The organism is Bradyrhizobium vignae (assembly GCF_900324035.1).
Taxonomy (GTDB): domain Bacteria; phylum Pseudomonadota; class Alphaproteobacteria; order Rhizobiales; family Xanthobacteraceae; genus Bradyrhizobium; species Bradyrhizobium vignae.
The window spans coordinates 3,103,663-3,127,417 of sequence record NZ_LS398110.1 but is presented as its reverse complement, the minus strand read 5'-3'; the positions used below and the strand labels follow the sequence as shown (position 1 = coordinate 3,127,417).

The 23,755-nt window shown below is 64.6% G+C and carries 28 protein-coding genes and 2 pseudogenes; 14 read left to right on the top strand and 16 right to left on the bottom strand.

Annotated elements, in window-relative coordinates; translation table 11 throughout:
* Positions 1–123: 123 nt before the first annotated feature.
* Positions 124–2,991, top strand: a complete 2,868-nt coding sequence (gene gcvP, locus BRAD3257_RS15015; RefSeq protein ID WP_162500575.1) for an aminomethyl-transferring glycine dehydrogenase — start codon at positions 124–126, stop codon at positions 2,989–2,991.
* A gap of 123 nt (positions 2,992–3,114) precedes the next feature.
* Here gcvP and BRAD3257_RS15010 read toward each other — a convergent pair whose 3' ends face one another.
* The 4 genes from BRAD3257_RS15010 to recA all read right to left on the bottom strand — a co-directional run bounded on the left by BRAD3257_RS15010 (position 3,115) and on the right by recA (position 6,579).
* The gene (locus BRAD3257_RS15010; RefSeq protein WP_244607957.1) at positions 3,115–4,089 is read right to left on the bottom strand and encodes a hypothetical protein; all 975 of its coding nucleotides are present in this window, start codon (positions 4,087–4,089) and stop codon (positions 3,115–3,117) included.
* Between the two features lie 58 nt (positions 4,090–4,147).
* On the bottom strand, positions 4,148–5,137 hold the full coding sequence (locus BRAD3257_RS15005) for a hypothetical protein (protein WP_244607956.1): 990 nt from the start codon (positions 5,135–5,137) through the stop codon (positions 4,148–4,150).
* Between the two features lie 24 nt (positions 5,138–5,161).
* Positions 5,162–5,317: a hypothetical protein gene (locus tag BRAD3257_RS39715; protein ID WP_160118816.1), complete on the bottom strand. Its 156-nt coding sequence runs from the start codon at positions 5,315–5,317 to the stop codon at positions 5,162–5,164.
* Positions 5,318–5,490: 173 nt separating this feature from the next.
* The gene (gene recA, locus BRAD3257_RS15000; RefSeq protein WP_122402464.1) at positions 5,491–6,579 is read right to left on the bottom strand and encodes a recombinase RecA; all 1,089 of its coding nucleotides are present in this window, start codon (positions 6,577–6,579) and stop codon (positions 5,491–5,493) included.
* A gap of 592 nt (positions 6,580–7,171) precedes the next feature.
* On the opposite strand from recA, the gene BRAD3257_RS40295 reads away from it, so the two are divergent.
* Complete coding sequence (locus BRAD3257_RS40295; protein ID WP_174221572.1) at positions 7,172–7,342, top strand: hypothetical protein; 171 nt, start codon at positions 7,172–7,174, stop codon at positions 7,340–7,342.
* A 653-nt stretch (positions 7,343–7,995) separates the two neighbouring features.
* Here BRAD3257_RS40295 and BRAD3257_RS14990 read toward each other — a convergent pair.
* Positions 7,996–8,304: a DUF2798 domain-containing protein gene (locus BRAD3257_RS14990; protein WP_244607955.1), complete on the bottom strand. Its 309-nt coding sequence runs from the start codon at positions 8,302–8,304 to the stop codon at positions 7,996–7,998.
* Between the two features lie 279 nt (positions 8,305–8,583).
* Between BRAD3257_RS14990 and BRAD3257_RS41015 the strand changes: the two are divergent.
* A pseudogene (locus BRAD3257_RS41015) lies at positions 8,584–8,831 on the top strand (hypothetical protein).
* A gap of 105 nt (positions 8,832–8,936) precedes the next feature.
* Positions 8,937–9,170, top strand: coding sequence for a DUF6894 family protein (locus BRAD3257_RS14985; RefSeq protein ID WP_122402462.1), 234 nt, complete (start codon positions 8,937–8,939; stop codon positions 9,168–9,170).
* A gap of 25 nt (positions 9,171–9,195) precedes the next feature.
* Here the strand turns inward: BRAD3257_RS14985 and BRAD3257_RS14980 are convergent, their stop codons facing one another.
* Complete coding sequence (locus BRAD3257_RS14980; protein ID WP_122402461.1) at positions 9,196–9,450, bottom strand: hypothetical protein; 255 nt, start codon at positions 9,448–9,450, stop codon at positions 9,196–9,198.
* Between the two features lie 107 nt (positions 9,451–9,557).
* The gene (locus tag BRAD3257_RS14975; RefSeq protein ID WP_122406577.1) at positions 9,558–9,854 is read right to left on the bottom strand and encodes a hypothetical protein; all 297 of its coding nucleotides are present in this window, start codon (positions 9,852–9,854) and stop codon (positions 9,558–9,560) included.
* 383 nt (positions 9,855–10,237) lie between these two features.
* Between BRAD3257_RS14975 and BRAD3257_RS14965 the strand changes: the two genes are divergently transcribed.
* The gene (locus BRAD3257_RS14965; protein WP_122402460.1) at positions 10,238–10,702 is read left to right on the top strand and encodes a PaaI family thioesterase; all 465 of its coding nucleotides are present in this window, start codon (positions 10,238–10,240) and stop codon (positions 10,700–10,702) included.
* Between the two features lie 123 nt (positions 10,703–10,825).
* Here BRAD3257_RS14965 and BRAD3257_RS14960 read toward each other — a convergent pair whose 3' ends face one another.
* Together BRAD3257_RS14960 and BRAD3257_RS14955 are read right to left on the bottom strand one after the other, a co-directional pair.
* Positions 10,826–12,862 (bottom strand): pyrroloquinoline quinone-dependent dehydrogenase, encoded by a 2,037-nt coding sequence (locus BRAD3257_RS14960; RefSeq protein WP_122406576.1) that lies wholly within the window; start codon positions 12,860–12,862, stop codon positions 10,826–10,828.
* 10 nt (positions 12,863–12,872) lie between these two features.
* A complete protein-coding gene (locus BRAD3257_RS14955) occupies positions 12,873–13,097 on the bottom strand; it encodes a hypothetical protein (RefSeq protein ID WP_122402459.1) in 225 nt (74 codons plus the stop codon).
* Between the two features lie 151 nt (positions 13,098–13,248).
* On the opposite strand from BRAD3257_RS14955, the gene BRAD3257_RS14950 reads away from it, so the two are divergent.
* On the top strand, positions 13,249–13,653 hold the full coding sequence (locus tag BRAD3257_RS14950; RefSeq protein WP_122402458.1) for a hypothetical protein: 405 nt from the start codon (positions 13,249–13,251) through the stop codon (positions 13,651–13,653).
* A gap of 104 nt (positions 13,654–13,757) precedes the next feature.
* Entirely contained in the window at positions 13,758–14,090 is a 333-nt protein-coding gene (locus BRAD3257_RS14945) for a hypothetical protein (RefSeq protein ID WP_122402457.1), read from the top strand.
* 74 nt (positions 14,091–14,164) lie between these two features.
* Here BRAD3257_RS14945 and BRAD3257_RS14940 read toward each other — a convergent pair.
* The 3 genes and pseudogenes from BRAD3257_RS14940 to BRAD3257_RS14930 all read right to left on the bottom strand — a co-directional run.
* Positions 14,165–14,305: pseudogene (locus tag BRAD3257_RS14940) on the bottom strand (carboxymuconolactone decarboxylase family protein); the annotation flags it as partial.
* Between the two features lie 14 nt (positions 14,306–14,319).
* The gene (locus tag BRAD3257_RS14935; RefSeq protein ID WP_122402456.1) at positions 14,320–14,787 is read right to left on the bottom strand and encodes a DUF6691 family protein; all 468 of its coding nucleotides are present in this window, start codon (positions 14,785–14,787) and stop codon (positions 14,320–14,322) included.
* 5 nt (positions 14,788–14,792) lie between these two features.
* Entirely contained in the window at positions 14,793–15,221 is a 429-nt protein-coding gene (locus tag BRAD3257_RS14930) for a YeeE/YedE family protein (RefSeq protein WP_122402455.1), read from the bottom strand.
* 189 nt (positions 15,222–15,410) lie between these two features.
* Here BRAD3257_RS14930 and BRAD3257_RS14925 point away from each other — a divergent pair, with 189 nt between their 5' ends.
* On the top strand, positions 15,411–16,580 hold the full coding sequence (locus tag BRAD3257_RS14925) for a GNAT family N-acetyltransferase (protein WP_122402454.1): 1,170 nt from the start codon (positions 15,411–15,413) through the stop codon (positions 16,578–16,580).
* A 6-nt stretch (positions 16,581–16,586) separates the two neighbouring features.
* Here the strand turns inward: BRAD3257_RS14925 and BRAD3257_RS14920 are convergent, their stop codons facing one another.
* Positions 16,587–17,252 carry a DsbA family oxidoreductase gene (locus BRAD3257_RS14920; RefSeq protein WP_122406575.1) on the bottom strand — a complete coding sequence of 222 codons (666 nt, stop codon included), beginning with the start codon at positions 17,250–17,252 and terminating at the stop codon, positions 16,587–16,589.
* Between the two features lie 80 nt (positions 17,253–17,332).
* Positions 17,333–18,154, bottom strand: a complete 822-nt coding sequence (locus BRAD3257_RS14915) for a helix-turn-helix domain-containing protein (protein ID WP_122402453.1) — start codon at positions 18,152–18,154, stop codon at positions 17,333–17,335.
* A 101-nt stretch (positions 18,155–18,255) separates the two neighbouring features.
* Between BRAD3257_RS14915 and BRAD3257_RS14910 the strand changes: the two genes are divergently transcribed.
* Both BRAD3257_RS14910 and BRAD3257_RS14905 read left to right on the top strand, forming a co-directional pair.
* Positions 18,256–18,486 carry a hypothetical protein gene (locus BRAD3257_RS14910; RefSeq protein WP_174221571.1) on the top strand — a complete coding sequence of 77 codons (231 nt, stop codon included), beginning with the start codon at positions 18,256–18,258 and terminating at the stop codon, positions 18,484–18,486.
* Positions 18,487–18,515: 29 nt separating this feature from the next.
* Positions 18,516–18,914 (top strand): hypothetical protein, encoded by a 399-nt coding sequence (locus BRAD3257_RS14905; protein WP_122402451.1) that lies wholly within the window; start codon positions 18,516–18,518, stop codon positions 18,912–18,914.
* 224 nt (positions 18,915–19,138) lie between these two features.
* On the opposite strand, the gene BRAD3257_RS14900 is transcribed toward BRAD3257_RS14905, so the two are convergent.
* Positions 19,139–19,699 (bottom strand): SET domain-containing protein, encoded by a 561-nt coding sequence (locus BRAD3257_RS14900; protein WP_122406574.1) that lies wholly within the window; start codon positions 19,697–19,699, stop codon positions 19,139–19,141.
* Positions 19,700–19,863: 164 nt separating this feature from the next.
* Here BRAD3257_RS14900 and BRAD3257_RS14895 point away from each other — a divergent pair, with 164 nt between their 5' ends.
* Positions 19,864–20,469: a hypothetical protein gene (locus tag BRAD3257_RS14895; RefSeq protein ID WP_162500208.1), complete on the top strand. Its 606-nt coding sequence runs from the start codon at positions 19,864–19,866 to the stop codon at positions 20,467–20,469.
* Positions 20,470–20,482: 13 nt separating this feature from the next.
* Here the strand turns inward: BRAD3257_RS14895 and BRAD3257_RS14890 are convergent, their stop codons facing one another.
* Positions 20,483–21,211 carry a TetR/AcrR family transcriptional regulator gene (locus BRAD3257_RS14890; RefSeq protein ID WP_122402450.1) on the bottom strand — a complete coding sequence of 243 codons (729 nt, stop codon included), beginning with the start codon at positions 21,209–21,211 and terminating at the stop codon, positions 20,483–20,485.
* 104 nt (positions 21,212–21,315) lie between these two features.
* Here BRAD3257_RS14890 and BRAD3257_RS14885 point away from each other — a divergent pair, with 104 nt between their 5' ends.
* From BRAD3257_RS14885 to BRAD3257_RS14875, 3 genes are all read left to right on the top strand, one after another.
* Complete coding sequence (locus BRAD3257_RS14885; RefSeq protein ID WP_122402449.1) at positions 21,316–22,713, top strand: carotenoid oxygenase family protein; 1,398 nt, start codon at positions 21,316–21,318, stop codon at positions 22,711–22,713.
* A gap of 121 nt (positions 22,714–22,834) precedes the next feature.
* Positions 22,835–23,098 (top strand): hypothetical protein, encoded by a 264-nt coding sequence (locus tag BRAD3257_RS14880; protein WP_122406572.1) that lies wholly within the window; start codon positions 22,835–22,837, stop codon positions 23,096–23,098.
* 75 nt (positions 23,099–23,173) lie between these two features.
* Entirely contained in the window at positions 23,174–23,749 is a 576-nt protein-coding gene (locus BRAD3257_RS14875) for a hypothetical protein (RefSeq protein WP_122406571.1), read from the top strand.
* Positions 23,750–23,755: the final 6 nt, after the last annotated feature.

Below are 23,755 nucleotides of genomic sequence, written 5' to 3'. Positions count from 1 at the left end.
TCATCACCCGCGAAGGCGGGTGATCCAGTACGCCGCGGCCCATCGGCCCTAGCCGAAACGCCTGCGTTTACTGGATGCCCCGCCTTCGCGGGGCATGACAGCAACTCCTAGCGAGGACCCATGATGACCGCGCACCGCAAATCCAATGGCGACACCGCCGCCAGTTTCGTTCGCCGCCACATCGGCCCCTCAGTGCGCGATGTCACCGCAATGCTCGAAACGGTCGGCGCCAAGAGCGTCGATGCGCTGATGGCGGAGACGCTGCCGGCCTCGATCCGGCAGGCATCGCCGCTCGATCTCGGCAAGCCGCTCAGCGAAACCGAGGCGATCGCGCATATGGCCGAGCTCGCAGCCCAGAACCAGGTCTTCACCTCGCTGATCGGCCAGGGCTATTCCGGCACCATCCTGCCTGCGGTGATCCAGCGCAACATCCTGGAGAACCCGGCCTGGTACACGGCCTATACGCCCTACCAGCCCGAGATCAGCCAGGGCCGGCTGGAGGCGCTGTTCAACTTCCAGACCATGATCTGCGACCTCACCGGGCTCGACGTCGCCAACGCCTCGCTGCTCGATGAAGCGACCGCGGCGGCCGAGGCGATGGCGCTCGCCGAGCGGCACTCGCAGGTGAAGGCAAAAGCTTTCTTCGTCGACAAGGACGTGCATCCTCAGACGCTGGCGGTGATGCGCACCCGCGCCGAGCCGCTCGGCTGGAATCTGGTGGTCGGTGATCCCCTCACCGATCTCGACAAATCAGACGTGCTCGGCGCGCTGCTGCAATATCCGGGTTCTTCCGGCGCGTTGCGCGACCTCAGACCCGCGATAGCGTCGTTGAAGGCCAGGGGCGCGCTCGCGATCGTTGCCGCCGACCTGCTGGCACTGACGCTGCTCGCCTCGCCCGGCGAGCTCGGTGCCGACATCGTGATCGGCTCTGCCCAGCGCTTTGGCGTGCCGATGGGTTATGGCGGGCCGCACGCGGCCTATATGGCGGTGCGCGATGCGCTGAAGCGCTCGCTGCCCGGCCGTATCGTCGGCCTCTCCGTGGATTCGCGCGGGGCACCTGCCTATCGTCTCGCGCTGCAGACCCGCGAGCAGCACATCCGCCGCGAGAAGGCGACCTCCAACATCTGCACCGCGCAGGTGCTGCTGGCCGTCATCGCTTCGATGTATGCGGTCTATCACGGCCCCGAAGGCTTGATGCAGATCGCACGCAACGTGCATCGCCGCACCGCCGTGCTCGCGGCCGGCCTGCGCAAGCTCGGCTTCGCGCCGCAATCCGACAGCTTCTTCGATACGGTGACGGTCGATGCCGGCGGCAAGCGCGACGAGATCATCGCGCGCGCGACCGCCGAGAAGATCAATCTCGGCCTCGGCCATGGCACCTTGCGCATCGCCTTCGACGAGACCACGACGCCCGCGACCGTGGAAGCAGTCTGGCGCGCTTTCGGCGGCACGCTCGCCTATGCCGAGATCGATGCAGCGACGCGCGAGGCGCTGCCGGACGGCTTGAAGCGCACGACCGCGTTCCTCACCCATCCCGTCTTCCACGCGCATCGCTCGGAGACCGAGATGCTGCGCTACATGCGCAAGCTCAGTGACCGCGACCTCGCGCTCGACCGCGCCATGATCCCGCTCGGATCCTGCACCATGAAGCTGAACGCGACCACCGAGATGATGCCGCTGACCTGGCCTGAATTCGGCAGCCTGCATCCGTTCGTCCCGCGCGAGCAGGCGGCCGGCTATCACGCGCTGTTCGCGCGGCTGGAAAAATGGCTGTGCGACATCACCGGCTACGACGCGATCTCGCTGCAGCCGAATTCGGGCGCGCAGGGCGAATATGCCGGCCTTCTCGCGATCCGCGCCTATCACGCGGCGCGCGGGGAAAGCCACCGCAAGATCTGCCTGATCCCCTCCTCCGCCCACGGCACCAATCCCGCCTCGGCCGCGATGGTCGGCATGGAGGTGGTGGTGGTCGCCTGCGAGAAGAACGGTGACGTCGACGTCAATGATCTCCGCGCCAAGGCGGAGAAGCATTCCAACGATCTCGCCGCTGTGATGATCACCTATCCCTCGACGCATGGCGTGTTCGAGGAGCATATAAGCGAGATCTGCGACATCGTGCACGGCCATGGCGGCCAGGTATATCTCGATGGCGCCAATCTCAATGCGCAGGTCGGCCTGTCGCGGCCCGGCGACTACGGCGCCGATGTCAGCCATCTCAACCTGCACAAGACCTTCTGCATCCCGCATGGCGGCGGCGGCCCCGGCATGGGCCCGATCGGCGTAAGAGCGCATCTCGCGCCGTTCCTTCCAGGCCATCCCGCGACGAAGGCGGATGCGCCGGTAGGCCCGGTCTCGGCTGCGCCGTTCGGCTCCGCCTCGATCCTCACCATCTCCTATATCTACATCCTGATGATGGGCGGCGAAGGGCTGAAACGCGCCACCGAGATCGCGATCCTCAATGCCAACTACGTCGCCGCGCGCCTCGATCCGCATTTCCCGGTGCTCTACAAGAATGCGAGGGGCCGCGTCGCGCATGAGTGCATCGTGGATCCGCGTCCGCTGAAGACGACCAGCGGCGTCACCGTCGACGACATCGCCAAGCGCCTGATCGATTACGGCTTCCACGCCCCGACCATGAGCTTCCCGGTGCCGGGCACGCTGATGATCGAGCCGACCGAGTCGGAATCGAAGGCCGAGCTCGACCGCTTTTGCGATGCCATGATCGCGATCCGCAAGGAGATTGCGGAGGTCGAGGCTGGCCGCTTCAAGATCGAAGCCTCGCCGCTGCGCCACGCCCCGCACACCGTGCACGACATCGCGGACGATGGGTGGAATCGCGCCTATACCCGCAGCGAGGGCTGCTTCCCGGACGGCATCTCGCGCACCGACAAATATTGGTGCCCCGTGGGCCGCGTCGACAACGTCTACGGCGATCGCAACCTGGTGTGCTCCTGCCCGCCGGTGAGCGACTACGCGGAAGCTGCGGAGTAGGACGCGACGGCGGTCTCGTAGGGTGGGCAAAGCGCAAGCGTGCCCACCACCTTTCGCCGCGTTAGACGATGGTGGGCACGGCGCAAGTGCGCCTTTGCCTACCCTACGGCATCGAATGCGCCGCTAGGGCGCAATCAACAATCGGCTTTCGCGATCCCATCGCCAGAGCTTTTCGTTGGTGAGCTCCGTCCCGCCCCACCAGCGATAGATTCGGTTGTGGCGCCACATATCGTCCTCGCGCGCAAAGATGGAGCGCCCGAGTTCAGTCAGCGTGACCTTCCACTCGCTCCTGCCGAAGTAACGATCCTCATTGTCGAACGCCGGATCGCCTAACAAGACCGGCGGCGCCGAATACGCCCCCAGTTCCAGCAAGGCATCGCGCGCGTCGTTTTCGTCGAACACATCGCGCATCCACCACGCCTCGGTGACACGCCTTGGGTCCGTGTGCCCATCGTTCACGAAGTCCAGGATATCCATTTCGCTCGCACCTAGGCCCGTCACACTGTCCGGAAGCTCTTCAAGCAACGCGATGAGTGCCGGCCGAAGTCTCGGCAGGATCGTCAGATCCGTCATCAGAAGATCGAAACAGGGCTTTGGCGTTTCAGCCCGATAGGCTTGCCAGGCGCGGCTTGCCGTCACCAAATGGGTCTCGGTCACCTCGAAGGCCGGCAGCTTCCACTTTGCGACGGATTCTGGAGCATAGTGCGCAACATGATCGTCCGTGTGCACTAGGCTCAGCTTCGTCGTGATTTCTTTGTACGGGCGAAGTAGGTCCAGCAACCAGACCAGCACCAGCTGATCGTTAGGGCGAGAATCGACCCATATTTCAATTGAATCGAACTTGGCGCACAGCTCGAAGAAACCGATATCGCGCGTGCCGAAACCGTCGAGCGAACCACGACAGGAATCATCGAGCCAATGATCGCCGGAATTGCCGTGCTTTGCCGAACGGCGCTCCAGCCCCATCAAGAGCTGTTCCTCGGGAGGCAATTTCCTCCACACGAAGCGTAGATAGAATCCAAGCACGACATTCGCGAGGCGCGACTGGCGAAGCACGTCTTCGTCAAGATGGTTCGTGGATAAGATCAAATGGGACACGGACGCCTCTCAAAATTGATGCGCAATTCACGAAGACTGAGAGCCACGCGCACCCACCTTAGCGAGGCGCGATCAACGAGCGAGTCTCAGGATCCCACCGCCAAAGCTTTTCGTTGGTGAGTTCCGTCCCACCCACCAGCGATGGATCGGGTTGTGCTGGAGGAAATCCGCCTCTCCTGCCAGCACCGCATTCCCGAGATCCGTAAGTGACAGGCGGGATTGCTTGTACCGGGCGTGACGGACAGCATCGTTGTGCATGTCGAGCGTAAACGGCCCCCTCCTCCAGCCCGGATACGGCCGGCACCGGACAGCGCGCGAGCCCGTCGAGCAGCGCGCCCACCTCCCAATAGTCGAAGACGCGACGCTCGTTGCGCTTGTGATGTCCCGGAAAGACGTCGAAGGGCTGCAGGCCGCCCCGGGCGATGAGCTGGAGTATCCGCAGCTCCGTGGCTCCAAGGCCCGAAGCCGGGCGCGGCAGCTCTTCGAGAAGAGCTGTCCTGTCAGGAGCAAGGTTAGGCAGCCAGCTCAAATTCGTGAGATTGCACCAGCTTTGCGGGGTCGGCGCACAATAGGCCCGCCATGCACGGCTGGCCGATTTGAGTTGGAGAGGTGTGATCCGGACGACCGGCGGGTAGGATTCCCTTCGCGGTGGGTCGACGTCCCCGACGCCCAAGAACAGAGCGCGGACGACAAAGGCGGGATTCGCATCGCGTCGGCGGCACCAATGATCGAGCAGCCAGAGCAGGATTAATTGGCCATTTGGCCCTGGTCCCCGCCAAAACTCAACCGAGTCGTATTCTCCCAGCAGTTCGATGAATCCTCGATCCTTCGCACCTGATTCCTCGAGGCGCCAGGGCGGCGTATCGTCAAGCCAATGAAGCCCGTGCGACTGCGTCGTGCGTGGCGCGAAAAACGCATCAAGCTCCGCATCAGACGGCAATTGTCCCCAAACGAGCCGGCGCTCGATCGCGATCACGAGGCCGGCGATGCCGGCTCGTTGAATGGCGCCGGCGATGGACGAGTCTGTCGTGACAATGCGTCGTGTCATGACGCTGCCCTCTCCCCGATGGTCCTACTTTTTCCCCGGAAGAGAATCCCAGCGCAGCGTGAGAAGCGCGCCGAGCCCGGCGAGCGAACTGATTCCCAACAGAACGATTGCCATCAGCATCGAATATTTGCGCGTGCGCTTGGCGTGCCGCGTTTGAACAACAAGCATGACCTGCCCCATTTACTCATGAACTGACGCTGGCAAGCGTTGACCAAGCCTAGTGTTGGTCAACGTGACGATGCAACCTGAGAATGTATCGGGGACTAGAACTGCAAAACAAAACGGGCACCGAAGACGTCGGCAACTCAACGTCCTCAGCGCCCGCTCCTCGCGAAAAACTTTCGCGTTAGGTCCTACTCCTCCGCCGGCTCCTCGCCATCGGCGTCACGCTCCGGCGTACCGGCGAGAATCTGCTCGGCGATCAGGCCGGAGTTCTGGCGGATCGCGGTCTCGATCTTGGCGGTGATGTCGGGGTTGCCCTTCAAAAACGCCTTGGCGTTCTCGCGGCCCTGGCCGAGGCGCTGGCTGTCATAGGAGAACCAGGCGCCGGACTTCTCCACGATGCCGGCCTTGACGCCGAGATCGAGGATCTCGCCCATCTTGGAGACGCCCTCGCCGTACATGATGTCGAACTCGACCTGCTTGAACGGCGGCGCCAGCTTGTTCTTGACCACCTTGACGCGGGTGGTGTTGCCGACCACCTCGTCGCGCTCCTTGATCGCGCCGATGCGGCGGATGTCGAGACGGACGGAGGCGTAGAATTTCAGCGCATTGCCGCCGGTCGTGGTTTCCGGCGAGCCATACATCACGCCGATCTTCATGCGGATCTGGTTGATGAAGATCACCATGGTATTGGACTTGTTGATGGAGGCCGTCAGCTTGCGCAGCGCCTGGCTCATCAGGCGGGCCTGCAGGCCCGGCAGCGCATCGCCCATCTCGCCCTCGAGCTCGGCCTTCGGCACCAGCGCCGCGACCGAATCGACCACCATCACGTCGACTGCGCCGGAGCGCACCAAGGTGTCGCAGATCTCCAGCGCCTGCTCACCGGTGTCGGGCTGCGAGATCAGGAGCTCGTCGATGTTGACGCCCAGCTTGCGGGCATAGACCGGATCGAGCGCGTGCTCGGCGTCGATGAAGGCGCAGATGCCGCCCTTCTTCTGCGCTTCCGCCACCGTATGCAGCGCCAGCGTGGTCTTGCCGGAAGATTCCGGCCCGTAGATCTCGACGATGCGCCCCTTGGGCAGGCCGCCGATGCCGAGCGCGATATCGAGCCCGAGCGAGCCGGAGGACACCGCCTCGATGTCCATGGACCGGTCGTTCTTGCCGAGCTTCATCACCGAACCCTTACCGAACTGGCGCTCGATCTGAGAGAGCGCGGCGGCCAGAGCTTTACTCTTGTCCATGGAAGATCCTTCGACGATACGCAGGGCAGTTGCGGACATTGGGTCGTGCTCCTTATGGCGAGGATTCGCTAGGGGGACAAACGATTGAGAGGCGGGCCGGCGATAAAAACAATGTACCCTATTTGTTCCAGGTTCGCAATATGTTCTTTTGCGATCTTGACTCGGAAACTCTGATGCTGCCTGCAAAACAGACGAGAATATTGAACGTCTTGCAAATCTGACGGATGGGCTATCCTCTCACAACGAGTCCAGAGAGACTGGCGCATAACTGACTGTCCTAATCCGCCTCTGCGGGTGTCGGATATCGAACAGACTATTCCGGAGCTATCAGCCAGAGTGACAGCATCCGGGATTTTGCGATTCCCTCCCGGGGCTGGACCAACGTCGCCCGCCGTATTGCAAGCGGGCGACGTTGTTGCTGTGGGGGTGTCCTAGTCTGCCCTCGCGGGTGTCCTAATTAGGACAGTACCCGATTGGGCCCCCCTCAATGCCACCGACGGCGCTCGATCCATGACCCGCATCAAGAACGCGCGACCGGCGTGTCGTCATCTTTCCGTAATCCTGCGGCACCGAACCTTTTCGCGGTCTCCGGCTTCTGGGGGATGGGACCGCAACTCTGGGGATCGTAACCATGACCGACGACAACACGCACAATGATGCGATCAGGCGCAATCCGCTGCTGGAGGCAGCGCGCGAGGAGATGGTGAAGTTCGAGCGCAAGGAAAACGAATTCCGCAAGAAGGACCGTGAAGAGCGCGCCGCCGAGCTCCATCTTCCCCTGAACGAAATCAAGATCCACTAGGCTCCGCCAGGACCGGCCTCCGGAGCGCCCCGCCCCGCGGTGAGGCGGCAGGCGGCCGGTCCAAGGGGATCGCCAGATCTCGATCCGGCCTCGCGCGTCGGGCTGCATGGTCAAAGAGACGGGCGCGCGGACATTTAAGGTATCTAAATACTACCTGCAAGCTATTGGCAGATCAAGGAAAATTCCCAGCACCCTACTGTGCATGGGGTTGTTTTCCAATTTTTTGAAAGTCGCGCTGTGCCCAGCGCCGTCCATTGGAAGGCGCGGCCTCCATTCCTCGGCGGGCGTACCCCTCTACAGCACCGCGAGCAGCACCAGGCCGATGACCAGCACGACGAAGCCAGCCGCCGTCGCGGCGGCGAATGACCGCTCTACGTTATCCATGATGCCACCCCGTTTTCGGCGCGCCACGTTTCCCCCATGGCTGCGCCGAGCGGATCAGATCTTGCCGATGCGTGTGTCCGCAGTGGTGCGAGCGGATGTCGAAATTGGGACCGGTGCGGGGCCTGTCTGCGGCCTTTCGATCGCGACCTTCACGGCGGCCGATCCGGCCAGCCGCCAGACCAGGCCAGATCCGGACGCCCCGCCTGTGTCAGGCTGCCGTAAGCTGAACCGGCTAGGGTCGCCCGGCTATGGTGTTGCAGCCCAGCACCTCAGCCTCCAATAACTCTCTGCCCCGCTTGGCTCTCCCCAGGCGGGGCCTTTTCATGCCAGCCGGCGGCGCGCGGGTCTCGCTCCTCCCGGGTCAGGCGCAGCGAGAAGGCGCGGATCGCGGGCGCGGCCAGCAGCACGACCGGCAGCATCGCGGCCCATGCGATCAGCCACGACACCATCCAGTGCCGAACGAAGATCATCGGGCTGCCTGCAGGAAAGCTGGCGATGCCCGCCGCGATCAGCGAGGTCAGTCCGGACTGGATGACGCCGAAAACGAAATGAGAATAGCGGCGAGGAATGCCGAGCATGAGGCGTCCACGGTTGCTTGCCGTGATCAGGCAAGCAAGGCACATGCCGTCACCTCGAGCGGCTCTGGAACGCCACCTTGCAGGCACGCCCTGCCCGGCGCTCGCATGCTTTTGGACGGATTTCAGGAACTCTGTTCATGGTCGGAGAACCACGGAATACCAGCGCCCGCCGGCTGTGCTTCGCGGCTTGCGGCAGATTTTGCTTGTCTCTGGAATATTGTGACTATTGTGACGCCCAACATGTTTGCAGGCATGAAAGGTAAATCGTGGGAGGCGACCATGAATCACGGGGGCGTCGAGTTCACCTGGCCAAGACAGCGATTCCCGGAGTCTGGCAGTGGCAGTTCCGCATCGGCGAGCAGGTCAAGACCGGCAGGACCGAGACGAAGATTGACCGGCTGGCGATCCGGCGCGTGCAGCTGCGCATCGATCGGGAGCTGAAGGCGATCGCGCGAAAGACGGCCTCAACCGGCCGGGAGAGATCGGCAATGCTCCCAAGCGAAGCAGCGCGCCACGCGGTTTTCTGAGGTTTGTCCGTAGCCACCCGGAATTGATCTGACGGTGGTTTGGGATTGCACTGTACGCGCCCAGGGCCTTGGGGCGAGGCACCATGTGCGCGATCGGTGCCAGCCATGCCGCTCTATTTCTTCCGAATCCGCAACGGCCGTCATTCCGGTTGCGCCGAGCAGGCGACGGAGTTTGCCGATCGTAATGCGGCCTGGAAAGAGATGACGAGTGTCTGCGCCGACATGAGCGCCGGCATTGCCCGCAAGCTCCAGGAAAATTCCGAATGGCACATGGAGCTGCTGGACGAGGCCAAGGAGCCGGTGTTCCGGATCCGCATCGTTGCCGAAACCTTCGACTAGCAAGGCCTTTCGGATCAGGCCCGCGTCAGTCCGCGCTGGGCAGCCGCCGCATGGTGAACTCGATGTCGCCGCCGGGCAGCTCGCGCCAGGTCTCGACCGCGCTCATATAGCCGGCCTTGGGGTAGCGGGCAAAGAAGGCCTGCGCCCTTTCCCGCGCCTCAGCACGCGGCAGCGTGAAGGTCTCGCGCAGATAGCCGTCGCCGGCCGTCTGGCCCGGCTTGCCGGCCATCTTGCGCCGGCGCGCCATCCGCTCGGCGAGATCCCGCGGACGATCGGCCATGTCATGCCCTCCTCTACGCGCTACGCTCAGCCACATGTAGGGCGCGGGCCGGATCAAGAGGAGTCCTGTCCGAAAGGCGTGTGTCGCCCCCCGAACGGCGCGTGCGGTCAGTTGGCCGCCGTGCCGCCCTTGGTCTTCTTCGGCGCGCTGGTTGCGGCCGACGCCTTCGGTGCCGCCGGCTGCTTCGGCGGATCGGAGCGCATGCCGCCCCAGGGATCGTTGGACGCTTTGGAATCCGGAATCTTCTTCAGCGTTTCCTTGTAGGCCTTTTCACGCTCGGCTTCGGCAGCCTTCTCCTCGGGGGTCTTGCCCGGGCCTTCCTGCAGCAAATTGAGATTGGGCATTTGCGCGTAGGCAGGTCCCGCCAGCACGCCCAGCACCGCGGCCAAACGGAAAAGCTTCATCGTCAACTCCTTGATCATCCATGAGGCGCGGACCGTCCCGCGCCGTGTCATCCTTGTCGCAGCCCGGTCGCGATCCGGAGCCGCTCGAGGCCGCGTGGGCACGCTAGAGCCGATCCGATCTGCACGATTTGGGCGCATGCAGCCAGTCGTCCCAGATCGGACCGCATTTGGTGCACCCGCTCAGCGCGAGACCGAGCGTGGCCATGCAAAAGACGAGGACACACCGACGCAACATCATCCACCCGTACCCAAGCGAGGCATCATACCGGGCCAAGTCAGGCATTTTCAAGCCGAGGGGGCCGGCGCGAGACCGGGTGACTTTGCCGCGCCGATGGGCGCACAATGAGGCGAAACATCCGGCAACACAGGAGAGCGCGACAGCAATGCAAATGCAGCCAGAAGCCGAGTTCGGCCTCGCCGACGCCCGACGCATCCTCGGCGAGGTTTTTGCGCCCTGGGTCCAGGACCTCAACCTCGCGGTCGAGCGCATCGAGCACGCGCAGCCGGCAGACGTAGCGGACTGGCAACCGGGGGCGCTGCTGCGCATGCCGTTTTCGGAGCGACTGTGCCGGAACGGCGGCGTGGTCTGCGGCCAGGCCCTGATGGCGCTCGCCGACACCGCGATGGTGATCGCGATCGTCGCCGCCAATCGCGGCTACCGCCCCATGACCACGGTCGACCAGACCACGCATTTCATGCGCGCGGTCGCTTCAGCGGACGTGCTGGCGGACGCGCGCGTGGTGCGGCTCGGGCGCACCATGAGCTTTGGCCGTGTTACGCTGCTCTCCGCCGCCGACAACAAGCCGGTCGCGATGGTGTCGAGCGCGTTCGCGATGCTGCCGGGGTGAACGCGATCTGAAAAATGAGAGAACCGCGGAAGCGCAAAACGCAGCGCGTCTCTCGATGCAATCATGTCGGGGCAGGAAGCATTCGCGATGTGAACGAGCGTTCGCATCACATGCGCAACACGATCATGATTGCGTGGTACGACGAGAGCGGCGCCAGCGCAGACTTGCGATCACGAGCGTGATGATCGCGAGCGTGATCAATGATGAACCCGCAACAAATCGTCCGCCTGGACGATCGATCGTACGCGACCAGAGCGACGGCGCCTCGCCTGCGCGCGCCAGACGGAACGCCATCACGCTGTCGCCGATCGAGGTGCCTGCCTCGGAATGGCCGCCGGCGCCGATCGCGACATATTGCTCGCCCTTCCAGAAATAGGTCATGGGATTGGCGACGCCCGGCACCGGCAGCCGGCCCTGCCACAGCTCCTTGCCGCTGCGCGCATCGAAGGCGCGCAAGTAAGCGTCCATCGCGCCGGTGAAGACGAGCCCGCCGGCGGTGACCGCCAGCCCGTTGACGAGCGGCGCACCCCAGGGCAGCGGCAGCCCGAGCGGCGCCAGATCCTCGGTGGTGCCGACGGTCGAACGCCAGAGGATCTTTCCGGCTCTCAGATCGACCGCGACCATCTCACCCCAGGGCGGCTTGTTGCAGAGCAGCCCGAGCGGCGACATCACCACTGCACGCGACATCGCGAAGGGCGCGCCACGCTGCTGGCCAAAATCGTGACCGGGCGGCGGATTGAATCCGGCCGCCTCAGCGCGCGGGATCAGCCTGATGAGATGAGCGGCGCGGCTGGTGTTGGCATAGAGGATCTGATTGACCGGGTCGAAGGCCGCGCTGCCCCAGTTCACACCTCCGCCGGTGAATGGAAATTCCAGCGTGCCCTGCACCGAGGGCGGCGTGTACAGACCCTCGTTGCGTGCTTCCGCGAATTGACGTTCGCATGACGAACGGCCGAGGCCCGGCAATAGCGAGAGCGCATCATCGGGCGAGATCGTCTGCGACATCAGTGCCGGCACATGCGTCGGGAATGGCTGCGTCGGCGACAGCACCTCGCCTTCCGCGCCGCCCTGCGGCACCGCGCGCTCTTCGACCGGCCAGACCGGCTTGCCGGTGTCGCGGTCGAGTACGAAGACAAAGCCCTGCTTGGTCGGCTGGATCACGACATCGCGCTGCCCCTCGCCGGTGTCGATGCGCGTGAGCGTCGGTTGCGCCGCCAGATCGTAATCCCAGACGTCGTGATGCACGGTCTGGAACGCCCACACCAGCTCGCCGGTCTCGATGCGCAACGCGATCACCGAATTGGCATGCTCATTGTTGCCCCGCCGCCTGCCGCCCCAAAAGTCCGGTGACGGCGAGGTCGTCGGCAGAAAAACGAGCCCGCGCGTCTCGTCGACCGACATCGGCGCCCAGACGTTGGCGTGGCCGGCTTCAATGCCGTCGCGCTGGAGCGGTTCAAAGGTCCAGCGCGGCTCACCGCTGCGCGCATCGAACGCGCGCACGACGCCGCTCGGCGCGTCGACACGGCGGTTGTCGCCGATCGCGGAGCCGACCACAACGATACCGCGGCCGGTGGCCGGTGGCGAGGTGATCTGGAATTCGCCAGGCCATTCCAGCTGCATGTCGATCTCGAGCTTGATCTCACCGCCCTTGCCGAAATCAGTACAGGGAATTCCCGTCTTCGCATCGAGCGCAATGAGGCGGACATCGTTGGTGCCCATGAAGATGCGCGACCGGCAGGCGGCATTCGCAGGCGCCTGATCATCGACCCAGTAGGTGACACCGCGGCAGACATAACGATTGGCAGGACGCTGATTGGTCGCAATCTTGGGATCGAAACGCCATTTCTGCGCACCCGTGCCGGGATCGAGCGCGATCACCTCGTTGAAGGCGGAGCAGAAGATGAGGCTGTCCTCGACGAACAGCGGCGTCGCCTGGAATTTGGTCCGCCGCATCAGTTCAGGCGGGCGCGCGGTGAGATCGCCGGTGTGAAATTCGAAGGCGCGGACGAACTGCCCGACATTGTCCGGCGTGATCTCCCGCAATTGCGAGAAGCGCGAGCCGCCGATATCGCCGCCCCAACTCTCCCAGGCGGAGCACGGCCGCACTACAGACAACAGAAGTGCGAGCGCGGCCGAACCCCACAGGCAGGTCCGCAACATCCACATCACTTCATTTCGGCTTCCTGGAGGGTTCGCTTGGGCGGGCGCCGCCCCACGGGTCGTACTTGTCCTTGGGCTCCGGAATGCGCTCGAGCGCGGCCTTGTAGGCTTTTTCGTCGATCTTGGGCGTGGTGTCCGCCGGCTTGGCTCCGTCGCTGGGCTGGCGCCGGCCCTGCGCCTGCACCGAAGCCGCTGTCAGTGCCAAGACCACGGCCGCGATGACCAGAATCCTCATTGGTGCAATCCCCCTCATCTGGGGCACAAACTAGCCGGCAATCGCGGAATAGCAATGCCGCGGGCTCCAAGGCTTCAGCAAATCTTGATCGGCAGGGACTTCGCCGGATCGCATTCGTGCCTATGTGTTGGCCCGCAGGGGGCCTCCACGGATGTTGCGGATTGTTGTTCATGCGGCGCTGCTCGCCGGCGCCCTTGCGCTCGCTGGCTGCGGCTTTGCCGACAGCCGCGCGCCGGTGCCGGAGTTCATGCGCATGAAAGAGGCGGAGCAGCCGCCGCCCGAGGCGCCTCCCGACGTCAAGCGCGTGGTGCGCGAGCAGATCGACGTCGTCTTTCTCGCAACGTCCTATCCGCGCGAGGTGCACGTCGCGCCGCCCCATCGTGAGGTGCGAGGACCGGGCTGGACGGCCTGCGTCCGCGCGCAGCTCACCTCCGCGACCGGCTCGCCGCTCGGCGCTCAGACCTACATCGTGACCATCAACGGCGGGAAGGTCGTGGACCGCCGGCGGGCGGAAGCCGACGACATCTGCGGGACCGAGACGTACGAGCCGATCTAGGAACCTGCCCTTGACGATGCGGTTCCGGGAAAAACCAGCGTCCTGGCCGGGAACGATCACCGCCTGCCCTTCTTGTTACCGCCGAGGGCAGATTCGAGGAGGACATGATGAGGACGTTGACTGTTGCGCTATTGGCGGGCGTGGGTGCCTTGGCAGCCGCCTCGGGGGCGAAGGCTTCCGATATCTATACCAGCAGCGAATACACCAATCCCGATCTCGTCCAGCAGGTGCGGCTGGTCTGTGACGATGCCGGCAATTGCTATCGCAGTCGCCGCGGCGGGCGCGTGATCGTACGCGACTCCTACGCGACGATGCCGCGCGACCGTTACTACGAGCGCCGCACCTACCGCGATTGGGACGACGGTCCGCGCGGCGGTGTCGGCATTCGCGCACCGGGCGTCAGCGTGGGCGTCGGTGTCGGCGACGATCGCTGGTAGTCGCTCCAAGATGAATGATGAGCGGGACCGGGCGGATTCGCCCGGTCCTGTTCACGTGCGCGGTCTGACCAGCGTCAGGCGGGCACAGCGTGCTGCTGGAACTGCTCGTAGGCCGCGATCGCGTCGGCGGCATACAGCGATGGCCCGCCGCCCATGTAGACGACCATGCCGAGCGTCTCCTCGATCTCTTGGCGCGTCGCACCGAGCCTGACGAGCTAGCTCTTGTCGTTCAGGTTTCTAGCGGATCGGCCGGCGTGACGAAGCGAGACACTGGCGGCAGGTGAGCAATGAAACGGGCCAGCACCATGCCGCCGCACATCGCCGCAACGAAGATGACCGCGGAGAGCGATCCGAATCCGAGCGCGGTCAGCGCCGGTCCCGGACAGAAGCCCACCAATCCCCAGCCGACGCCGAAGATCGCGGGACCTGCGACGATCCTGGGATCGATGTCTCGCCGTGTCGGCAGATAAAATCGATCGGCGAAGAACGGGCGCGCGAGCTTCAGGACGCGGCTGAAGCCGATGAAGGTCACAGCCACCGCGCCTGCCATCACGAAGGCGAGGCTCGCATCCCATGTCCCCGCCGGAATGCCGCCGATGTCCAGGAAGTTCAGCACCTTGGCCGGGTTCGACATGCCGGAGACGATGAGGCCGACACCGAAGATCAGCCCGATCGCGAATTGAACGAGGATTACCATCGCGATCAGCTCCAGTGCCGCATCACGAAGACGGTCGCCATGCCGGCCGCCATGAAGGTCATGGTCGCGACCAGCGAGCGTACCGACAGCCGCGACAAGCCGCAAACGCCGTGTCCCGAGGTGCAGCCGCTGCCCCACACCGAACCGAAGCCCGTCAGCAATCCGCCAACGATCAGGACGGCCGGCCCCGCCGCGATGGTCTGCGCCGGCAGGTCTCCGGTGACGAGCCGCACCAGCACGGGCGCGGCGACGAGACCGGCGACGAAGGCGAGGCGTCCGGCGAATTCGCGGTCCTCATAGGGCGGAAACAGTCGAGCCGCGATGCCGCTGACCCCGGCAATCCGCCCCGTAGCCCACATCAGCAGAACGGCGGCGAGGCCGATCATCGCGCCGCCCAGAAGTGAGGCCAGCGGTGTGAAAGGTGTGGCGATCATCTAGATCCTCCGGGTCGAGAAGCGATCCTGCGCATCAATCGTCCAACTGCCGATCTGCCAGCCGGACGCCAACGAGACATTAATATTACCACTCGAATTGAAGCAGCGTCCCAACTGTATTTTCCATTCTTTGCGCTAAGCATGACTAGGCAGCACGGGCTTGGTCCGCGTGCTTGGGGACAACGGGACGTGGTCGACACCGCGCAGCAGGCGACGATCCATCCGGCATCGGCAAGGCACGCCGGAGCCGCGCCCGCGCGCATCCCGCTTGCCGCAGTCGATACCGGCCAATGGCGCGCGCTTGCACAGCGCGCGATCGAGCCCAACGGATATTACCTGCCCGCCTGGGAGCTCGCCGTCAGCGCAACCGCGGGCGGCCGCACGGATGCCTCGGCGCTGCCTGCATTCGACGGATCTTCGACCCGGCTGATCGGCTTGATGCCGGTGATCTCGCTTTGGCGCGCCTGGAAGATTCCCCTGCCCGCGCTGGTGAGCGCGCATCCCTATGGCACGCTGTGCAGCCCGCTGCTCGACCGCGACGCTCCGCTGGAGGCGGCCACGCATCTGTTGCAGCAGGCGCGCGAGGCCGGCGCGCATGCGCTCGTGCTGAACGACGTCGCGCTCGACGGCGCTGCGATGAAGGCGCTCGAGCAGATCCTGAACCGCGACGGCCTGAAGCCGAGAATCCTCAGCTCCTATATCCGTGCCAGCCTCGATGCGACGCAGGATGGCGAAACGCTGTTACGAGACGCGCTCGGCGCCAAGAAGCTCAAGGAGCTGCGCCGCCAGCGCCATCGCCTGGAAGAGCACGGCCCCGTCGCGTTCGAGGTTGCGCGCAGCTCCGGCGAGATCGGACGGGCGCTCGAAAATTTCCTGCAGCTCGAAGCCAGCGGCTGGAAGGGCAAGCGCGGTACCGCGCTGGTCCAGCACGCGGGCGATGCGACCTTCATCCGTCGCGCCGTGCCGGCGCTGGCAGAAACCGCGCAGTGCGAGATCGTCACGCTTCGCGCCGGCACGACGCCGGTCGCCAGCGGCATCGTGCTGCGCCATCAGGACCGCGCCTTCTTCTTCAAGCTCGGCATCGACGAGCGCTTCGCGAAATATTCGCCGGGCGTGCAGCTCACGCTCGACCTCACCCGCCATCTCTGCGCCGATCCCGCCATCGCCAGCGCGGACTCGACGGCAAGCGCCGACCACCCCATGATCAACCCGATCTGGCGCGGACGCTTCGCGATCGGCGACGTGCTGATCCCGCTGCGGCGGCACGATCCGGTGGTGACGCTCATTCATGCGGCGCTGCTCGGCCTAAACGCCGCGCACCAGACCGCGCGACGCGTGGTCCGTCGGCTCCGCAAATAGCCAAAACTACTCCGCCGCCTGCGCGTTGATCTCTTCCGAGACCTGACGGATGGCGCGGGCGAGCAGGTTCGGATCCTGAGCGCCGGAGACGGCGTATTTCTGCGCGAACACGTAAGTCGGCACGCCGGAGATGCCCTTCTCGGCGGCTTCCTGCGCGTCCGCCGAAACGCGTGCGACGTCCTCGTCGGTGGCAAGGCGCTTACGCACATCCTCCGCGTCGAGACCGATATCAGCGGCCGCCTGCACCAGCACGTTGACGTCGGTGAGATCGCCGCCGTCGCGGAAATAGAGCTCCATCAGGCGCTGCTTCATCTCGGGCGCCTTTCCGATCGCGTCCGCCCATAGGATCAGGCGATGGCAGTCGATCGTGTTGGGCTGGCGCGCCACCAGCTCGGGCTTGTAGACGAGGCCCTCCTCGCCCGCGGCCGCAACGACGCGTCCGGCAATGCCCTTATAGGCTTCGACCGAGCCGAACTTCTTCGTGAGATACTCCTCGCGGCTGATGCCTTCGCGCGGCACCCAGGGATTGAGGAAGAACGGACGGAAGTTGAGCTTGACCGGAACGTCGGGCACCAGCGCCAGCGCGCTCTCGATGCGGTGCTTACCGATGTAGCACCAGGGGCACACCACGTCGGAGACGACGTCGATCTGCAGCGGCTTCAGCGTGCTCATGTCAGGCGCCTCCTTGGCGGTAAAGGCTGGCCCAAACATAAGCCGAACCCGTGCCGAGGCAAGGGCGCCGGATGAGGGCGCTACGTCATGGCTGCCGCGATCTGCTTCAGCCGCTCGGCGGTGCGCTCGTCCGCTGGAAAGAACGTCTCCAGCGCCAGCTCCGAGAGCGTGATATCCACGGGCGTGCCGAACACCATGGTGGTGGAGAAGAAACTTAGTATCTCCCCGCCAAGACGCAGCTTGAATGGAATGGCGACATTGTCGCTCGACAGCGGAGCCGAACGCGCCGGGACGGGATAGCTCTTCAAGTCGTTGTAGAGCTTGATCAGCTCCGGGTCGGCCGTGGCCTCGCATTGGCGGTGCAGCCGCTCCAGCAGATGCCCGCACCATTCGGCGAGGTTGACCGTGCGCGGCGCCAACGCCTCGGGATGGAAGGCGAGCCGCAGCACGTTAAAGGGCTGCCCGAGCAGATGCTGCGGGATGCCGTCGAGCAGCGGCGCCACCATGCGGTTGGCGGAGACGAGGTTCCAGTGCCTGTCCACCGCAAGCGCGGGATTGGGCTCATGCGCTTTCAAGACGAGGTCGATCGCCTGACGGGCTGATTTCAAGGCGGGATCCTCCAGCGGTCGCTGCGGGAAGGCCGGCGCGTAACCGGCCGCGACCAGCAGCACGTTGCGTTCGCGCAGGGGCACGTCGAGGCGTTCGGCCAGCCTGAGCACCATGTCGCGCGAGGGCGCGGCCCGGCCGGTCTCGACGAAGCTCAGATGCCGCGCCGAGATCTCGGCTTCGCCCGCGAGATCCAGCTGGCTCATGCGGCGGCGCTGCCGCCATTCGCGCAGGTGATCGCCGATATGGATCGGCTGGCTGCGTTCGGTCCGTGCCGTGGATGCATGTGCGTTCATGACCGAAAACCTAACATGCGGATTTCGGTCCTTCCATTACCCACGAGGTAATCGAAATGGGGCGCCGGCGCGCGCATCCTGGGTCGCAACAGGAGAGACCCATGATCGCGCTGCTGCTCTATCGGACCGTCGCAGACCACGTCTTGCCCTGGGCCATGGCGTTCGCAGCCCGGATGCTGGCGCGCAGCCTCAACATGCCCGAGCCGCTGGTGCATTCGACCGGTGACTATGTCCTCGCGCAGGTCATCGCTTTCGAGCACGGCGTCGGAAAGAGCCTCTGCCCATTCCGCCTCGCCCGCCTGCTCCGCGCATGGTGGCGCGGACGGCACTGAATTCCACCCCAGCCCAAAGGAGACCTACGATGATCGACGCATCCATCTTCCTGCGCCGTGCCCTGCTCGCCGACGCCATCTTCAGCGGCGTTGCCGCTCTCGGCTTCGCCTTCGGCGCGAGCGCGGTCGCAATGCTGTTCAATCTGCCCGAAGCGCTGCTGCGCGAGACCGGCCTGTTCCTGATCGCCTACACCGCCCTGGTGGGCTGGCTCGCCTCGCGGGCCACAGTGGCGAAACCTCTCATCCTGCTGGTCGTGATCGGCAACGGGGCCTGGACGGTCGGCAGCATCGCGCTGCTGCTCTCTGGCGCGGTGTCGCCGAACCTTGCGGGCGCGCTAGTGGTCGTGGCGCAGGCGATCGCGACCGGCGTGTTTGCGGAGCTGCAATTTTTGGGATTGCGGAAGAGCGCGGATGTGGTGGCGGCGTGAGACCCCGCTCGTCCCCTCATCACGCGCTGCCGTCGCCCGGCTCGACCGGGCGACGACAGTATTCCAGAGGCCGTAGTCATACGCGGAGAAGCCGCGGCGTACTGGATGCCCTGGTCCCGTGTCCGCCAAGGCTACGCCGGGCCACAAAGGTGCTCGGCACGCCGGAGCTTTAGCGAAGGCGGCAAGCCGGGGCATGACAGCGGAGCTAGAAGTGCAAGCGCGGGCTACCCCCGCGCGCGGCCGTTGGGCTTGCCGACGGCGTGGCCGTTGAGCTTCTTCTTTTTCGCCGTTTTTGTCGACGCCTTCTTGGTCGCCTTACGCTCGGTGCGAGCCTTCACCTTGGCCCGTTCGGCCCGCGCTTCGGCGCGGAGCTTCTTGCGCTTCTTCTCGCAGGAGTCGCACTTGCAGCCGATCGGCTTCAGATAGGCTTTGAAATAGTCGGTGCCGTAATCGTAGTTGATCTCGTCGCCCGGTTCGATGTTCTTGATGGCGCGGATATAGACCTTGCGCTCGCGTGGGCGGACGTCGGACTCGGCGTTGGGCCGGCAGGAATGATTGATGTAGCGGGCGAGGTTCTTGCGCACGGAGCCGTCGATGGTCCAGCGCCCGTTGAGCTCGAACAGATATTTGTTCTCGATCTCGTCCTGCTCGGGAATCCGCGAGTCCAGGATTGGTCCGAAATAGCGGATGATCCGGGTGCCCTTCTTGATCGGCTTGGTGGCGAAGAGGCCGAGCCCGGTCTTGGAGCGGCCGACGCGATAAGGTTTGTTGGAGGTGACTGGCATGATCAAGGGAATGAGAACGCGAACAAGGCCGGATCGGCTTAAAGCGAAGCCGCTCTTCTAGAACGATTCCGCGCCGCTGTCAGGTATATCCTGTCATTGTTTGAACCTTGCCCACAATCAAGACGTCTGATGGTACCGAGTTCCCGCTGCATCGAAAGCCGCATATGAACCGCATTGTCAGCACCGGCTTGGCTGTCTTGATGACTTGCGTCGGCCTAAACGGCGCCGGCGCCCAATCCGCGGGCAGCACCTACACCTCGACGGCACCAAAAGATTGCCGCCAAATCGGCAAGCCCAGCACGCTCGACGGCAGCACCATGCGGGTGTGTCCGGGCAAGGACGGTCTGACGGTGCTGATTGCCGAGGATGATCTTCGCGAGACCGTGTCGGTCGGCCGCAATCGCAAGCAAGCCGCCGAGGAACCGGCGGCCAAGACCTGGTTCGCGCCGTTCAATTCGTCCGAGACCACCGTCGAATGGCGCGCGGCCGGCGCAAAGCCGTTTGCGATGATCCAGCGTTGGCACATCGCCGACAACGCCGATCCCGATAAGGAGGGAAGACCGAACACCAAGGCCATGCTGGTCGTGACACGGCTACCACCGGGCCCGGTCTGCCACGTCGCCTATGTCGATGCCGCCGCCAATGCTGATGCCAACGAGCTCGCGCGCAAGGCGGCCGACGAACTGGCGCGCAGCTTCACATGCGGCAAGGACGAGGTGATGATCATCGGCACGCGTGGCCGCGCGGTCGAGCTGGCGACCATGCACTAAGCGAGCAGCGGCCCTACGTCGGAAATTTCGCGGCGACCGTCGACTTCAAGATCGCCTCCAGAAGCTGCTCCGCCGTGGTGCCTGCCGGCAGCCGCTGCAAAATATCCTCGAGCCGGCCGTCGAGCAGCAGCATGGTGAAGCCATGCACCATCGACCAGGCCCGCGCGATCGCGGCGCCCTGCTCCAGCGTCAGCGTATCGCCGCTGATCCGCTCCTGCCGCATGGTGGCGATGGCATTCGCAAGCCCGGCGAAAGAGGCTTCGGCCGCCTCGTGCAGCGACGGCCTGGAATAATCGAGGCGCTCGGTGCGGAACATGATGCCGTACATGCCGGGATGGGCCTGCGCGTAGGCGACATAGGCTTTCGGCCGCGCCAGCGCGCGTTCCAGCGGCGTGGTCGCGGTGTCACAGGCCGACGCCATCGCCGCGTTGAATTGGCGGAAGCCGACCGCCGCAAGCTCGCTGAGCAGACCGGTGAGATCGCCGAAATGGTGCGTCGGTGCGGCATGCGAGACGCCCGCCTCGCGTGCCACCGCGCGCAAGGTCAGGCCGGCAAGCCCATCGCGCTCGAGCACGCGTTCGGCGGCCAGGAGCAGCGCTTCGCGCAGGGCGCCGTGATGATACGGCGTCTCGGTTTTCGCGCTCGTCGCGCGGCGTGGCGGATGCGATGCCGCGGTCGAGATCGTTCTTCTGGGGGTACGCGAGCTTCGCGCCGTTTCGCTCTTGGTGTCGGTCTTGGCCATTTGCAAGCTATATGACGCAATATTGACAGTGTAAAGATTTCACTTGACGGACGCCGCGATCGGCTCTATTCGATCTTTACGATGTAAAGATAGGAGGGATCGCCGTGCAGCACGACGCCATCACCGAGCGCCGCAACAATATCGCGCCGATCCCGTTTGAAGCTGACGCACCATTCCTCAAGATCGTCGGCGAATTGCCGCGGGAGCTGAACGGCACGCTCTATCGCAACGGCCCCAATCCGCAGTTCGATTCGCCCGGCGCGCACTGGTTTGTCGGTGACGGCATGCTGCACGCCTTCCATATCGAGAACGGACGTGCGAGCTATCGCAACCGCTGGGTCCGCACGCCGAAATGGCTCGCCGAGCACGACGCCGGCCGCGCGCTGTTCGGCGGCTTCGGCCGCAAGCTGCCGGACGCCCCTGCCAACCTCACGGACGGCGGCGTCGCCAACACCAACATCATCTTCCATGCCGGCAAGCTGCTGGCGCTGGAAGAAGCGCATCTGCCGACCGAGATCGAGCCGGGCACGCTGGCGACGCGCGGCTATCACAACTATCTGGGCCGCGTCGCCGGCAGTTTTACCGCGCATCCGAAGATCGACCCCCTCACCGGTGAGCTCGTGTTCTTCGGCTACAACGCCGCAGGTCCGCTGACGCCCGCTCTCTCCTACGGATCGATCGACGCCTCCGGCAAGGCGACGCGCTTCGAGCGGTTCGAGGCCCCCTATGCCAGCATGGTGCACGACTTCATCGTCACCGCGAACCATGTGCTGTTTCCCATCCTGCCCATCACCGGCAGCATGGAGCGCGCGATGAGCGGACGCCCGCCCTATGCTTGGGAGCCGGACAAGGGTGCCTATGTCGGGGTGATGAAGCGCAGCGGCACGGCCAAGGACATCGTCTGGTTTCGTGCGGAGGCCTGCCACGTGTTCCACGTCATGAATGCGTGGGAGGACGGCGACCGCATCGTCGCTGACGTCATGCAATTCGAGGAGGCGCCGCTGTTTCCGCATCCCGACGGCCGGCCGACAGATCCGGAAAAATCGCGCGCGCGCCACTGCCGCTGGACCTTCGATCTCTCAGGCAATACCGACCGTTTCCAGCAAACATATCTCGACGATCTCACCGGCGAATTCCCGCGTATCGACGATCGTCGCGCCGGGCTGAAGAGCCGTCACGGCTGGTACGCCTGCGCCAATCCGAAGCTGCCGATGTTCGGCGCGCTCTCAGGCATCGTTCATGTCGACGGCAATGGCAGGCGGCTCGGCCACTATCTGCTGCCGGCCGGCGACACCATCTCCGAGCCGGTGTTCGTCGAGCGGTCGAAAGATGCGGCCGAGGGCGATGGCTGGCTGCTCGCGGTGATCTGGCGCGCGCGGGAAAACCGCAGCGACCTCGCCGTGTTCAATGCCACCGACATCGAGGCTGGCCCCGCCGCCTTGGTGCAGCTCGGCCACCGCGTGCCCGACGGCTTCCACGGCAATTGGGTGGGAGCCGGGTAGCTCCCGTCATTCCGTGGCGCGCCAATTGCCGCGAGCCCGGGATTCATTTCGCTACACGCGTTGCTGCCCGATGGATGCTCGCGCTGACGCGCGCGCCGGAATGACGAAAGAGGACTTTTCCATGCACATGCCCTCGATCTTCGCAGACTGCCTTGCCGTCCTCGCCTTGACCGGCGCTGCACTCGCTTTTCAGATGATCCGGTTGCGGCGGAGCCGCCATGTCGTCTTCAACGGCGGCGTCCTGCTCTGCCTTGGCCTCTTGGCCGCCGCCGCGCTGCCACTCCTGTCGCGCCTGCCCTGGGCGGAATTGGCCGACGAAGTGTCCGACCAAGCCGTTGCAGCACTTCATCTTTTGGAAGTTACCTACGTTATTTTGACACTGTAAAGATTTCGCTTGACCCGGCTTCGCCTCTGAATTATTGATCTTTACATCGTAAAGATTGGCATGACTGAGGCGCCCATGACGATTTTCCTGATCCTCGCGCCCTACGGCGCCTTCACTTTCCTGATGCTGGTGACCTCGGCCATGGTCAGCGTGTTCGCGGCCAGCGCGATCTGTCTTGTCACCGTCGCGATCGATGTGGTGCGCGGCCGCTCCGTGAAGATCCTCGCGGTAGGCTCGGCCGTCATGTTCGCCGCGATCGGCCTCTCCCTCGCGCTGTTCGACCCGGCAATCGACACGCTCCGCATCAAGCTGTTGGTCGACATCGGCATCTTCCTGATCTCGCTCGGCTCGATGCTGGTCCGCCATCCCTTCACGCTACAATATGCGCTTGAATCGGTACCGGCCGAGACGGCGGCAATGCCGGGCTTTCTCCGCGCCAATTATATCATCACCGGCGCGTGGACCGCGGCCGCGCTGTTGATGGCGGCCGCCAATCTCGTGCTGCTCTACGTCCCCGGCCTGCCGCTTTGGTCGAGCCTTGCGGTCGCCTTCGCCGCCCGCAACAGTGCGATCTACTTCACAAAGTGGTATCCCGAGTATCGCCAGATCAAGTACGGTACGCCCGCCCGCGCTCTTCCCGACGCCCGCTGAACAGGA